Source organism: Luteimonas sp. RC10 (assembly GCF_014192745.1).
Classification (GTDB): domain Bacteria; phylum Pseudomonadota; class Gammaproteobacteria; order Xanthomonadales; family Xanthomonadaceae; genus Luteimonas.
Map to the genome: position 1 here is coordinate 695,672 of NZ_JACHYJ010000001.1, position 13,566 is coordinate 709,237.

Consider the following 13,566-nt stretch of genomic DNA (forward strand, 5'->3'; position numbering starts at 1 on the left):
GCCGGTCGCGGCGATGGCGCGGCCGCCTCAACCCAGCCGCCACGCCGGGAACGGGTCCGCCAGTTCGGCCCAGGCCTCGGGCCCGGCGCCCGGCGCGGCGTCGTCGACCAGGCAGGCGTCGAGCCGCGTGCGCACCGCGGCCTCGTCGAGGTCGAGGCCGATGATCGCCAGTTCCTGCCGCCGGTCGCCCCACAGCGGATGCCAGAGCCGCTGCAGCGCCGCCTGCTCGGCCGGGTCGCGGGCCTCGTCCGGGCCGGGGGCGGGCGCGGTCCAGCGCGCGGCCCGTTGCCGCTGCCAGCCGGCCGACGTGAGCGGGGCGAGCGCGGGCAGCGGCGGCGGCGACGGACGTCGCAGCGTGTGACCCTGCAGCCGGTCGCGGGCGGCGAACCACAGGCCGGCGGCCCGGGTCCGGGTCGCGCCGCCGACGATCGACAGCTCGCCGACCCAATCCATGCGCGAGGCCAGCCAGAAGAACCCCTTGGCGCGCAGCACGCCGGGCAGCCCGGCATCGAGCGCGTCCTGCAGCCGCCGCGGATCGAACGGGCGTCGCGCGCGGTAGACGAAGCTGCCGATGCCGTATTCCTCGGTCTCGGGCGTGTGCTCGCCGCGCAGCGCCTGCAGCCAGCCGGGCGCGCGCTGCGCCCGCTCGAAGTCGAAGCGGCCGGTGTCGAGCAGTTCGGCCGGCGGCACGTCGCCGTGGCGCGACTCGACGATGTGCGCGTCGCGGTTGAGCGCGCGGACCACGGCGCGCACGCGCGCGATGCGCTCGGGGCCGGCGAGGTCGCACTTGGCGATCACCACGACGTCGGCGAACTCGACCTGCTCGACCAGCAGGTCGACCAGCGCCCGCGCGTCGTCCGGGCCGGCCTCCAGGCCGCGGTCGACGAGCTGCTCGGCCGAGCCGAAGTCCTCCAGGAAGCCGACGCCGTCGACGACCGTGACCATCGTGTCGAGCCGCGCGACGTCGGCCAGGCTGGCGCCGTCGGCATCGCGCACCGCGAACGTCGCGGCGACCGGCATCGGCTCGCCGATCCCGGTCGACTCGACCAGCAGGTAGTTGTAGCGGCCGTCGGCCGCGAGCCGCCGGACCTCCTGCAGCAGGTCGTCGCGCAGCGTGCAGCAGATGCAGCCGTTGCTGAATTCCACCAGCGTCTCGCTGGTCCGGCTCAGCGCGGCCTCCCCGCCGCGGACCAGCGCGGCGTCGATGTTGACCTCGCTCATGTCGTTGACGATGACCGCGACGCGGCGGCCTTCGCGGTTGCGCAGCAGCCGGTTGAGCAGCGTGGTCTTGCCGGCGCCGAGGAAGCCGGAGAGCACGGTGACCGGCAGGCGCCGGGCGGGAATGGGGGAAGCGGACATCGGACACCCTTCTCGAGATAATGTTATAACGTAACATTATTCAAACCAGACAAGCGTCTGCCCATGCGCTCTGCCCGCGCGCACCCTCCCGCCCTCCGGGCGTCAGCTTCCGCGCGTTCGCGTGAATTCGGCGAAGATCGCGAGCGTTTCCGGGCTGACGTGGTGTTCGATGCCTTCCGAATCTCGGCGCGCGATGTCCTCCGGCACGCCGAGCGCGATCAGGAACGCCTCGACGATGTGATGACGCTCGCGGCTGGCGGTCGCCAGCGCCTCGCCCGCGTCGGTCAGGAACACGCCCCGGTAAGGTCGCTGGATCACCAGCCCGTCGCGGACCAGCCGCTTGAGCGTGCGCGCGACCGTGGGCTGCGCCACGCCCAGCCGCGTGGCGATGTCGACCTGGCGGGCCTCGCCGGCATCGGCGAGCAAGTCGGAGATCAGCTCGACGTAGTCCTCGGTGAGCTCGGAGCGGTGCGCGTTGCGGACCTGGCGGAAGCTCTCGACCTGGACGTCGGCATCGAGCAAGCGGCCGGGACGGCCCGGCGTACGGCGGTCTGGCGGCGTTCTGACCATGGGGTCGCGGGTCCGGCAAGCGATGCGAGACCGCCATTGTCGCCAATCGCCGGCATCGGAATGCGGAAATTGAAGTACTAGGCCACTAACAGATAATTTGCTAATCAATATAGCCAAGGCTATAAAGACGACATGATGCCCAGTCCCGTTTCCCGATTCCCCTTCCCTACACTCCGGCCGCCGTCTCGCCGCGACCGCATGCCGCGTTCCGCGGCATGCGCATCGCTGCTGCTGGTGCTCGGCACGGCCGGTCCCGGTGCCGCCGCGGCGCAGGACCGCGGCCCGGTCGAGCTGCAGCGCGTCGAAGCGGTGGTCAGCACCGCCACGCGCAGCGAACGGCTGCTCTCCGACGTGCCGATCCGGACCGAGGTGCTGCGCAACGAGGACATCGCACTTCGTGCCGCGACCGATTTCTCGCGTGTCGCCGAGCTGATCAACGGCCTGCGCGTGGAGAGCAACTGCCAGAACTGCAACACCTCCGAGATGCAGCTGCTGGGCCTGGGGGGTGCGTACAACCAGCTGCTGTTCGACGGTGCGCCGCTGATGTCGACGCTCGGCAGCGTCTACGGTCTCGAACAGATTCCGGCCGCCTTCATCAATCGCGTCGAAGTGGTGAAGGGCGGCGGCTCGTCCCTGTATGGGCCGGGCGCGGTTGCCGGGGTGGTCAACCTGATTCCTGAACAGCCGGTACGCAACGGCGGTTACGTGCAGCTGGGAACCGATGTGCAGAAGGGCGAGCCGGCGTGGAGCGTCGACGGCCGTGGTGATCTCATTTCCGAGGACGGCCGGGGCGGCCTGTCGCTGGTGGGACAGTGGTCGAGGCAGGACGCGCTGGACTTCAACGGCGACGGCTACAGCGAGATCGTCGATAAGGATCAGAAGGTGGCTGGCGCGCAGGGCTGGTACGCGCTGGGCGACGACACCACGCTGCGCGCCAACTACCTGTTTACCGACGAAACGCGTCGCGGCGGCAATCGCCTCGACCAGCCCGAATGGCTGGCCAACATCGCCGAATCGCTGGACACGCAGTACCACCGCGGCGGCGTGCACCTGGATCACATCGTCAGCGAGGATGCCGACTTCACCCTTGGATACTCGTTCGCCCACATCGAGCGCCAGAGCTTCTACGGGGGGTTGGGTGAGGTGGAAACCGATCCCACATCCCCGGACTTCGACCCCGCGCAGCTGGATCCCGCGGTCCCGGGCAGTGCAGCCGGGACGGCCTTCGACCAGTACGGCTACACCGTCAATCCGCTGCACTACCTCGACACCCAGTTCAACCTGCGGCGCGGCGCGCACGCACTGGCCTTCGGCGCGCAATACAGGCGCGAGTCGGTACGTGACGACCGGCGCAACGGCGCCGGTGAGACGCTTGCACGCGGCGAGCGCGAGACCTTCAGCAATCTCGGCGTGTTCGTGCAGGACGAATGGACCTTCAGCGATCGCGTCGATGTGGTGCTCGGGGCCCGCGCCGACAAGCACTCGGCGCTGGGCGATGCAGTGTTATCGCCACGCGTCGCGCTGGCCTGGCAGGCCAGCGATGCGCTGAAAGTGCGGGCCGGCATCTCCACGGGCTTCCGCGCGCCCGAGGTCTTCAGCGAGGACCTGCATGTCGACACGCTGGGCGCCGAGCCGGTGCGCATCCGCAATGCCGACGGGCTTTCGGAGGAGCGCGCGACCACGATGATGTTCGGCGTCGACTGGCGTTCGCCGGTCGACGGCCGCCTGAGCTGGGATGCGACCGCTTCGCTGACCGACCTGCGCGACACCTTCGTGCTCAGCGATATCCGGCAGGATGCAGGCGGCCTGTACCAGGTGCGCGGCAACGCCAGCGGGTCGCAGGTGGCCGGCTTCGAAACCAATCTGGGCTGGCAGGCCAGCGACACCCTGCAGCTCACCACCGGCATGGCCTGGTACCGCTCGCAGTTCGACGATGCGCAGGTCATTTTCGACGACACCGCCGACGGCGGCGACACCGTCATCGCCAGCCGCGACTACCTCAAGACGCCGCGCTGGAGTGGACAGGCGCAGTTGACCTGGTCGCCGTCGCCACTGCTCGACGCCTACGTGGGCCTCAAGTACACCGGACACATGCACGTGCTCAACAACAACACCGCCAGCCTCAACCGGAGCGGCGACTTCTGGGTGGTCGATGCCGGGACGACCTGGCATCTGGGGCAGGGGGATCGCCACTGGGATCTGGCGGTCGGTGTGCGCAACCTGTTCGACCAGCGGCAGCGGGACCTGGAGACCGGCGCCGGCCGCGACAGCGACTACGTCTACGGTCCCCGCTTCGCGCGGTCGGCGTATGCGAGCGCCCGCTTCAACTTCTGAGCGGCGCGGTGTGCGCGGGCGCTGGCGGGTCGCGGCGCTCGCCGCGCTGCTGTCGCTCCTCGCGCCTTTATCGGTGTCGGCGTCGGGCGACGATGCCAGCCGTGCCGATCCCGCGCTGCGCGCGGTGATCGACGCCGCGCTCGTGCGCCCCGACGGCGTGGACCTGCCGGCGTATCGCTGGGACCGGCCGCCGGAAATCGTCGCACTGTACTTCGGTGCCGACTGGTGCGCGCCGTGCCATGCGTTCTCGCCGACGCTGCGCGAGGTGCGCGACGCGCTGCGCGCGGCCGGCGCCGACACCGAGGTGGTCTACGCCAGCCTCGACGAATCGGCAGCGCAGATGCGCCGTACGATGCGCCTGCGGGCGATGCCGTGGCCGGCGATCGAGCCGCGCCGGCTGCGCATGCTCGGCCCGGTGCGCGCGCTGGGCGGGATCGCGCCGCCGAACCTGGTGCTGGTCGACCGCGAGGGACGCGTCCTCGCCAGCGGCTGGGACGGGCGGCGCTATCTCGGCCTGCAGCCGGTGCTGCAGGCCTGGGTCGCGCATTTCGCGGCCTCAGGCGTCCTTGGGCAGCGCGCGGACCTGCGCCGGCCGGCCGCGCGAATCAAGCGCGATCATCACGAAGCGGCCGCGCGTGCACAGCTCGCGCTCGCCGCTGATCAGGTCCTCGGCGATCACCTCGACCTCGACCTGCATCGAGGTGCGCCCGACCTCGACCACCCGCGCGATGGTCTCCACCAACTGCCCCTGGCGGATCGGCAGCTTGAAATCGACCTGCTCCGAGCGGGCGGTGACGACGGTCAGGCGCGCATAGCGCGAGGCGGCGATGAACGCGGCCTTGTCCATCCACGCCAGTGCCTGGCCGCCGAACAGCGTGCCCAGGTGGTTGGTGTGGTCGGGGAAGACGATCTCCAGCATCCGGGCTTCGGTGGAGGGGGCGGATGTGACGGCGGTGGGCATGGGGGCGTCCGATAGGAGGGAATGCGTGGGGCCGCGCCGCAAGCAAGCTGAGGGCGGCACGCCTGAAAAGGGGCGACAGGGTGACGCCCCAACGCTGAATGGGGGGATGCCGGCGGGGGGCGCAATGCGTTACAGCGTACCTGCCGAGAACTGCGCGGTGTGCGTCGCGCGACGTGGTCCTGGGGCGCTTCGTCGGTGGCGTGGCCCGGCGGCAACACGGATGGTGGCTGAACGAATGTAGAGCGCCCCGGGTCTACCCTAGTCCTGCGATCGACGACGACCACGGACACTGACGCCATCTCCGCGTCCGGGCCCTGCCCGGCGCTCGACCGACCATACGAGAGGCAAGCCCGATGCGCATCGACCTTCCATTCGATCCTCCGTCGTGGAACCAGATCAAGGAAGCGGCAGGCCAGGTGCGCGATGTCGCACTGGACCGCGTCGATTCGGCCAGCGACTTTCTGCGCGGCGTCATCGACGGCCGCAGCGGACCGCGCCTGGTGCATGCGGGCGAAGGCTCGCCGTGGATTCCGCAGGGCCAGGGCTACGATGCGTCGCGTAACGAGCTGTTGACCAGCTACAACGGCGAAGTCGACGGCGGCAAGCGCGTGCTGTTGTCGGTGCAGGATGCCGAGGTCGGTAGCGCCTCGCAGCATGAACGCTCGGTATTTCTGGGCGGCACGGATGCGCAGGACCTCTATGCCGACGCCCCGACCAAGGCGGGTGGCGTGGCCGTGCACGGCGATTACCTCTATGTCGCCGATGGCGGCGAGGTGTACGTCTACAACCGCGCCGATGTCGATGCAGCGGTCGCGGCGAACGAGGTCCAGGCCACGGTGCCCACGCCCTATCTCGACGCCGGGGAGCCGGTCGTCGGTCCGGACGGCGAGCCCGTGTTCGAGGCCTACACCACGCCCGAGACCCCGGTCAAAGCGATTGCCAAGATCGCGATTGGCGAATGCGGCAACGGTCCGTTCGGCGCCAGCTACGTCACCGTGCATGAGGGCCAGTTGTACGTGGGCCAGTTCACGCAGGATCCGCTCGATCCTGCATCGTTCACCAACGATTTCCCCACGCACGATGCCGAGCTGCGGCGCTACGAGATCGATCCGGAGACCGGGCTGTTCAACGCCAGCGATTTCGACTCGATCGATGCGCCCCACAATGCGCAGGGCGCGGCAGTGACCGACACCGGCGTGCTGTTCTCCACGTCCTATGGCTCGGTGCCGGGGGTGGCGACCGCGCAGCTGGTGTTTCAGCCGACCATCGACACCGCAACCCGCTTCGAGACCGACGGCGCGTCGAAAGTCGCCGCCGACGTGCCGTACTACGGGGAAGAGCTCAACATCATCAACGGCGAGATCTGGATCACGCACGAAAGCGGCGCAGACAAGTATCGCGACAAGACCGAGCCGCTCGAAGAGATCCAGATCTACTCGCTCGACGACCTGCGGATTCCTCGCGAGGACGTGGTCGGCGGCGGTTGATCACATCAGAGCGGCGCCGGCCTGGTCATGCGCTGGCGGCTGGTGATGTTTACGTGCCGCCGCTCCCCATGCAGCGCGATGGCATCACAGGCCCCAGGCGCCTGTCATGGCGTGGGCTGCAGTAAGAACGTCGCGCCCGGCTCATGGCGGCGCGTCGACCGCAACGAGCGACTTGCGCAGGAAGTGCCGCGTGTGGCCTGGCGGAAAATCGTCCAGGGTGCCGAAGCAGGCATAGCCGTGGCGCCGATAGAACGCGAGCGCCTGCCAGTCGAAGGTGTCGAGGAACGCCGCGTGGGCGCCCTGGGCGCGTGCGGCGTCTTCGGCATGCCGGAGCAGGCGTGTTCCAAAGCCGCGGTGACGCACTGCTTCGTCGACCCACAGGACATGGATCGACAGCCAGCCCAGATAGAGCTCCGCAGACAGGCCGCCGATCAACACGCCCGCGTCTTCAATCACCCACTGCAGCGGCACGATCTCCAGTGCAGGCACGGTGGTGCGGTTGAACGCGAACAGGCGGGCCGCGACCCAATCCGCCTCATCGTGCGAGGCGACGCGGATCGTCGATGTAACGGCGCATCAGCCCAGATGCTGGCTGGCGGCCTGGGCGATCTGACCCGGCGCCTGGAAGCCCGGCAGGCGCGCGGCTTCCTCGCCGTCGCGGAACAGCGCCAGCGTCGGCGTCTGCCGCAGCCCCAGGCCGCGGAAGAAGTCCTCGCCCACGATCTCCAGCTTCACCTTCAGCAGGACCAGACCGTTCGCAGCGTCGGTCGCGGCGAACTTCGCCAGCGACATGTCCAGCATCTTGCAGCCCGGGCAGTCGTCCTTGTAGTAGTCCACGAGCAGGCGCGGATGCGCGGCCAGGGCTGCGGCGTAGTCGTCAGGCGTGGAGGCGTGCAGGGTCTGCATGGGGCGAAATCTCGTGGCGGCTCACAATGGTATCGGTCCAGCGTTCGATCTTCAGCGCGTCGCGCTCGCCGTGCGGCATCTGTTCGATCTCCAGCCGCGGATAGGGGCTGGCGAAGAACGTCGCGATGCGATGCACCGCGCCGCAGTAGTACTCCGCGCCCCACTGCGTCTCGCCGGTGCCGAACACCGCGACGTGCTCGGGCTTGCCGACCGCATCCACCAGATCGGCGATGAAGCGCTTCATCTCGCTCGGCGTGCGGCCGGCGTTGTCGGTCCAGGCGCCGAGCACGTACAGATCGTGCGCGGCGCCCTCGGGGCAGACCGAGGCGAGCGTCTGGATGTCGGTTTCGATCCAGGTCACCTCGTGCCCCAGCGCCTCGCACCGCGCCCGCACCATCCGGGCGACGTCGCGGGTGTTGCCGCTGAGCGAGCAGTAGGCGAGCAGAATGCGCACAGGAGCAGACTCGGTAACCGGGGTCAGAGTCGATTTTCGATCATCGGATGGTCAGACGGTAAGGCCGCCGGACACAAAATCGACTCTGACCCTGGTTTTGCAATGCCTCAAAGATCGTCGAAACCGTTGTCCGAATTCGTCTTCTTGTACGACGCGTTGCGCATCTCGAAGAAGTCGGTCTTGGTCTCGGTGAAGTTGTCGGCGTAGGCCTTGATCCACGGCATGACGTTGTCGGTGGTCTCGGTGTAGAGCTTCTCGATGCCGAGCATGCCGGCCATCTTGTTGGCGCGGTACTTCACGTAGCGGATCATCTCGTCGACGTCGATGCCATCGATGCCGTCGAGCACTTCGCCGGTCCACTGGGTCTCCAGCTCGATCGCGTGCGCGAAAGCCTTGTGCACGTAGTCGGTGAGCTCGTTGGTCTGCAGCTCGGGGTTCTCGCCGACGATGGCGCGGATCACCTCGCTGATGAACTTGGTGTGGGCCAGCTCGTCGCGGTTGATGAAGCTGATGATCTTGCCGGTGCCGGTCATCCGGTTCTGGCGGACCAGGTTGTAGAAGTACGCAAAGCCCGAATAGAAGTTGATGCCTTCCAGGATCGAGGACTGGATCAGCGAGCGCAGCAGCGTCTCGGCGGTCTTCTCGCGCATGAAGTCGTCGTACGACGCCATGATCGGCGCGTTGCGCTTCTGGATCGTGGGATGCGTACGCGCGATCTCGAACACGCGGTTCTGGTTCGACAGATCGGTGATCGAGGCCAGCACGTAGCTGTAGCTCTCGTTATGGATCACTTCCTGCTGGCCGATGATCGCGGCGTTGGCATGCGCGGCCGGGTCGGTGATGTATTCGGCGACGTTGTAGATGAAGCGCGTCTGCGGCGAGTCGAGCGTGGCCAGCAGACCGATGATCGAATCGTAGGCGTTCTTCTCGCGCGCCGAGAGCTCGCCGTACTGCTTGGCGTCGCCCTTCATGTCGACCTCGTCCGGAATCCAGAAGTTGGTCGAGAGCTCCTTGTAGGCGCGATAGAACGACGGGTACGGAATGTCGTTCCAGTTGAGGATGCCGGACGTGCGCCCGTTGATGATGCCGGTCGAGCGGTTGGGGTGACGCGGCTCGAGGATCTTGATGCGATCGAGGGGCGTGGAAGTCGTGGCCATGTTCGTTTCTCGTGTTTCGTGTCGCGGGCGATCGGCAGAACCGGGGTCAGAGTGCATTTTTCCGGTGCGCTCTCGAGCCGGGGTCAGTAGGTGAAAAATGCACTCTGACCCCGGTTTTCGGTGCTTCGAATCAAACTGGAGGACAGCCCCCCTTAAGTCAGGGGGGCGCGCCGAAGGCGCGGGGGTGTGGATGCTGATGAGTAGGGTCTACGGTTTGCAACGCAAACCGTGGAAGCTGAAAGCGCGAATGCGCTGTCAGCTCGAACACCACTCACATTCGGCGATGTCGATGTCGTTGGAGCGCACGTAGTACGTGGTCTTGATGCCTTCGCGCCAGGCGGTCATGTGCAGGTCGAGCAGGGTGCTGGCGCGGATGGTGCTCGGCACGTAGAGGTTGAAGCTGATCGCCTGGTCGACGTGGCGCTGGCGACGTGCGTTCTGGCGCACGGACGCGAACTGGTCGACCTTGTAGGCGCCCTTCTCGTAGAACGGCCAGGTCTCGAGCGACAGGCCGGGGGCGGCGACCGGACGCCGGTAGTCCTTCTTCTCCTCGTAGTAGAACGCCGAGTAGATCGGATCGATCGACGCGGTGGAGCCTGCGATCTGCGCGGTCGACATGTTCGGCGCGACCGCCATCAGCCAGCCGTTGCGCATGCCGTTGACGCCGACCTTGGCGGCCAGTTCCAGCCACGCGGGCGAGTTGTAGTCGCGGTCGCGGAAGTAGGCGCCGGTGTGCCAGTCGCTGCCGGCGAACACTGAGTAGGCGCCCTTCTCCTTGGCCAGCTCCATGCTCGCCTGCACGGTCAGGAAGTTGATGCGCTCATACAGCGTGTCGCTGAAGTCCTCGGCCTCGGGCGTGTTCCAGTGGATGCCCTTCTGCGCCAGCAGATGATGCCAGCCGAACGTACCCAGGCCGATCGCGCGGTACTTCTGGTTGGTGATCGTGGCCTGCGGGACGGGCAGCTGGTTGAGGTCAATGACGTTGTCGAGCATCCGCACCTGGATCGGGATCAGGCGCTCGAGCACGTCGGTGATCAGATCGCCCTGGCCCTCCTGCGGCACGATCGCCCGGCCCAGGTTCACCGACGACAGGTTGCACACGACGAAGTCGCCGGCCTGCTTGGTGGTGACGATCTGATTGCCGGAGATGATCTCCTGCATCATCTTCGTCGGGCTCATGTTCTGCAGGATCTCGGTGCACAGGTTCGACGAATAGACACGGCCGACGTGCTTGTTCGGGTTCTTCCGGTTCACTTCGTCGCGGTAGAACATGAACGGGTTGCCGGTCTCGAGCTGCGACACCATGATCCGCTTGAAGATCTCGATCGCCTTGACGGTCTTGCGCGAGATGCGCTCGTCGCTGACGACTTCCTCGTACTTCTTGCGGAACGTGCCCTCGCCCTTCTTCTCGTCGAAGAAGTCCTGCAGGTACCAGCCCTTGACCCGATGGACCTCGTGCGGGTCGAACAGGTACCAGTCGCCGCGGCGCTCGACCGCCTCCATGAACACGTCGGGGATGCACACCGAGGTGAACACGTCGTGGGCGCGCAGGCGCTGGTCGCCGTTGTTCAGGCGCAGGTCCAGGAATGCCTCGATGTCACGGTGCCACACGTCCAGGTACACCGCGACCGCGCCCTTGCGCTGGCCGAGCTGATCGACCGAGACGGCGGTGTTGTTGAGCTGCTTGATCCACGGCACCACGCCGCCCGAGGAGTTGGGGACGCCGCGGATCGCCGAGCCCGACGAGCGCACATAGCCCAGGTACGCACCGACGCCGCCGCCGCCCTTGGAGACGCGGGCGATGTCGGTGTTGGAGTCGTAGATGCCCTGCAGCGAATCGTCGACCGTGTCGATGAAGCACGACGACAGCTGGCCGCCGACCTTGCCGGCGTTCTGCAGCGTCGGGGTCGCGACGGTCATGTACAGGTTCGACAGCGCCCAGTAGGCCTCGCCGACGAGCTGCATGCGGCGCTCGCGGCCGCCGCGGGTCTCGTTCTGCATCAGGTACAGCGCAATCGTCAGCCAGCGTTCCTGAGGCAGCTCGAACACCGCACGCGAGGTGTCGGTGGCCAGATAGCGCGTGGCCAGCAGGTACAGGCCGTTGTAGGCGAACAGCTTGTCGCGCTCGGGCTCGATCATGCGCCCGGCCTCCTGCAGCTCTTCCTTGGAATAGGCGCGCAGAATGTCGTTGGAATAGATGTTGCGATCGGCCAGCGACTCCTGCAGGCCGACATAGGAGCCGTACTTCTGCTCGGCGTCGTAGAAGCGGTTGCGGCTGGCGCGCTTGTACAGGCGGTGCAGGTACAGGCGGGCGGCGAAGAACTCCCACTCCGGCGCGGTGACATCGACGCGGGCCTCGGCCTCGCGGATCAGATGGTCCACCAGGTCGTCGGCGTTGACCGCGTCCTTGCGCTCGACGAAGCCGAACACGCTGCGCTTGTAGTCGGCGATGTCGAGCTGCGGGAACTCGCCATGGACGCGGTCGATGCTGCGCTCCAGGCGCGCGCGGTCGTACGGGATCCGGCGGTTGCCGGCTTCCTTGGTGATCCAGGTGGAGACGTCGGTGTCGACGTCGGGGGTTTCAGCAGTTGCGGTATGCATGGCAGCGCTCGGGGGCGGCGGCACCACGTCGTCGGCGTCGACGGCGGACGGCGCCACAGGGGTGGGGGAGGCGATCGGGGTCGGGGGCGCGTCTGCGGGCGTCGAAGGGGCGGTCGAGACGGTGTCGTGGCTGGTCATGCGTCCTCTCTCTTGGTGTCCAGTGCATTCGCGCACGCCCCGGCCCGCCCGCGTCGGGTCCGGTGGCTGCGGACGGCTCGGTTGCGACGGGTGCGTCGCGAAACGGCGACGGCGGTGCCGTCGGGTTCCGCGCCGCGGACCCGCCCCTGTGCAGAGCGTCCACAGCCGCGAACCGCGCGTCGTGCTTTCGCGCGGCTGTCGGCAGGGTACGGACTCATGGGCGAAGGCAGACCTTCCGTCCCGCCGCGTACCGGATCGCTCCGGTGCTGGGCGGGGACGTTCCCAATTACCGCTGCGGGGGCAGCACCGGACTGGCGTGGGGCGTCACCGGCTTCCCGTTTTTCATCCACAGGCTTTGTGGGCCGCGGAACCGACGGGCCCAAGATAGTGGGGTCCCCCCGCAGCGTCAACGCTAAATGTGGGGCGAAGGCGCGCAGCCGCGTCAGGCCGGCGATCGCGCGGTCTCAGCTGCCGGCCGGGTGCGGGACGATGCAGATCCGGCTGCGCCAGGCAACCCTGCAAGACGCCTATTCAGCCTCGGCGACCGCCATTCGTGCCGCCCCGGCGGTCGCCGTCGCCCGCGACCAGCGCCGCCAGTCGGGGGCCGGAATCGGCAGCGGCTGGTCGTGATCGAGCAGCCGGCGCAGGTCCACGGCGGCGTAGTGCGGCGCCAGTGCCTGGACCAGCGCGAAGCCGAAATCGCGCAGGACCCGGTCGCGGCGCAGCAGCACCCAGGTGATGCATTCGGGCAGCAGGCCGTCCTCGACCGGCGGCGCGACCAGGCCGTCGTCGAGGTCGGCGCCCATCTCGTCGACGATCCCGACCCCCAGGCCGGCGTGCACATAGGTGCGGATCAGTGCGCCATCGCGCGCGGTCACCGCGAGGTCGGCGCGCAGGTCGGCGGCCGCGAACGCGCGCTGCAGCGACGAGGCCGGCTGCCGGCTCGATTCGTAACTCACCAGCGGCATGCCGGCCAGGTCGCGCAGGCCGATCGGGCGCGGCAGCGCGGCCAGCGGATGGCCGGCCGGCACCAGTACCCGCCGGCCCCAGCGGTAGAGCGGAATCGCCACCAGGCCCGCGGGCGGGGCGCCGGTGCCGCTGAGGATCGCCAGGTCGGCATGGTGTTCGGCCAGCAGCCGCAGCGACTCGGCATCGCCGCCGGGCACCACGTGCACCGCGACCTCGGGCCAGTCGCGCTTGAGTGCCTGCAGCGCCGGCGGCAGCGCGTGCTGCGCCTGGGTGTGGGTGGCGGCGATGCGCAGCAGGCCCTGGGCCTCGCGGCGCAGGTTGTCGGCCAGCGCCTGGATGTTGCCGGCCTCGGCCAGCAGCCGGCGGGCGTGCGCGAGCACCTGCCGGCCCTCGTCGGTCAGCGCGGCGAGGGCCCGCTGGCGACGGGTGAACAGCAGAAACCCCAACGCGTTCTCCAACTGCCCGAGCTGCTTGGACAGACCCGACTGCGTCGCGTGCAGGCGGCGGGCGGCCAGCGTGATGTTGTGGCCGCACTCGACGATGGCGACAAAGCTGCGCAGTTGGGTGAGGGTCATGCCTGGCCGATGCGAGGGACAAAAAAGCCGGATCGCCGATGGTCGCCCGCGGCGG

General features: G+C 68.2%; 11 protein-coding genes, 1 pseudogene and 1 riboswitch. Of the genes and pseudogenes, 3 read left to right on the forward strand and 9 right to left on the reverse strand.

Annotation, left to right across the window (positions count from 1 at the left end):
* Nucleotides 1-27: 27 nt before the first annotated feature.
* The gene (locus FHW73_RS03110; protein ID WP_183425225.1) at nucleotides 28-1,359 is read right to left on the reverse strand and encodes a GTP-binding protein; all 1,332 of its coding nucleotides are present in this window, start codon (nucleotides 1,357-1,359) and stop codon (nucleotides 28-30) included.
* Between the two features lie 102 nt (nucleotides 1,360-1,461).
* Entirely contained in the window at nucleotides 1,462-1,929 is a 468-nt protein-coding gene (gene mntR, locus FHW73_RS03115; protein WP_183425226.1) for a manganese-binding transcriptional regulator MntR, read from the reverse strand.
* A gap of 198 nt (nucleotides 1,930-2,127) precedes the next feature.
* Between mntR and FHW73_RS03120 the strand changes: the two genes are divergently transcribed.
* Nucleotides 2,128-4,263: a TonB-dependent receptor gene (locus tag FHW73_RS03120; protein WP_255492557.1), complete on the forward strand. Its 2,136-nt coding sequence runs from the start codon at nucleotides 2,128-2,130 to the stop codon at nucleotides 4,261-4,263.
* Nucleotides 4,238-4,729, forward strand: a pseudogene (locus FHW73_RS03125) (thioredoxin-like domain-containing protein); the annotation flags it as partial. The gene FHW73_RS03120 and the pseudogene FHW73_RS03125, both read left to right, overlap by 26 nt.
* Before the next feature lie 90 nt (nucleotides 4,730-4,819).
* Here the strand turns inward: FHW73_RS03125 and FHW73_RS03130 are convergent.
* Nucleotides 4,820-5,224, reverse strand: coding sequence for an acyl-CoA thioesterase (locus FHW73_RS03130; RefSeq protein ID WP_183425372.1), 405 nt, complete (start codon nucleotides 5,222-5,224; stop codon nucleotides 4,820-4,822).
* Nucleotides 5,225-5,577: 353 nt separating this feature from the next.
* On the opposite strand from FHW73_RS03130, the gene FHW73_RS03135 reads away from it, so the two are divergent.
* Complete coding sequence (locus FHW73_RS03135; RefSeq protein ID WP_183425228.1) at nucleotides 5,578-6,711, forward strand: hypothetical protein; 1,134 nt, start codon at nucleotides 5,578-5,580, stop codon at nucleotides 6,709-6,711.
* A 141-nt stretch (nucleotides 6,712-6,852) separates the two neighbouring features.
* On the opposite strand, the gene FHW73_RS03140 is transcribed toward FHW73_RS03135, so the two are convergent.
* The 6 genes from FHW73_RS03140 to FHW73_RS03165 form a co-directional block, all read right to left on the reverse strand.
* Complete coding sequence (locus FHW73_RS03140; RefSeq protein WP_345776139.1) at nucleotides 6,853-7,200, reverse strand: GNAT family N-acetyltransferase; 348 nt, start codon at nucleotides 7,198-7,200, stop codon at nucleotides 6,853-6,855.
* Nucleotides 7,201-7,287: 87 nt separating this feature from the next.
* Nucleotides 7,288-7,617, reverse strand: a complete 330-nt coding sequence (locus FHW73_RS03145; protein ID WP_183425229.1) for a thioredoxin family protein — start codon at nucleotides 7,615-7,617, stop codon at nucleotides 7,288-7,290.
* Nucleotides 7,589-8,071, reverse strand: coding sequence for a flavodoxin (locus FHW73_RS03150; protein WP_183425230.1), 483 nt, complete (start codon nucleotides 8,069-8,071; stop codon nucleotides 7,589-7,591). Before FHW73_RS03150 ends, FHW73_RS03145 begins: the two co-directional genes overlap by 29 nt.
* A 107-nt stretch (nucleotides 8,072-8,178) precedes the next feature.
* Nucleotides 8,179-9,228 (reverse strand): ribonucleotide-diphosphate reductase subunit beta, encoded by a 1,050-nt coding sequence (locus tag FHW73_RS03155; protein WP_183425231.1) that lies wholly within the window; start codon nucleotides 9,226-9,228, stop codon nucleotides 8,179-8,181.
* A gap of 255 nt (nucleotides 9,229-9,483) precedes the next feature.
* The gene (locus tag FHW73_RS03160) at nucleotides 9,484-11,967 is read right to left on the reverse strand and encodes a ribonucleoside-diphosphate reductase subunit alpha (protein WP_183425232.1); all 2,484 of its coding nucleotides are present in this window, start codon (nucleotides 11,965-11,967) and stop codon (nucleotides 9,484-9,486) included.
* Nucleotides 11,968-12,149: 182 nt separating this feature from the next.
* Nucleotides 12,150-12,357, reverse strand: a riboswitch (cobalamin riboswitch).
* Between the two features lie 137 nt (nucleotides 12,358-12,494).
* Complete coding sequence (locus FHW73_RS03165; RefSeq protein WP_183425233.1) at nucleotides 12,495-13,511, reverse strand: LysR substrate-binding domain-containing protein; 1,017 nt, start codon at nucleotides 13,509-13,511, stop codon at nucleotides 12,495-12,497.
* Nucleotides 13,512-13,566 lie beyond the last annotated feature (55 nt).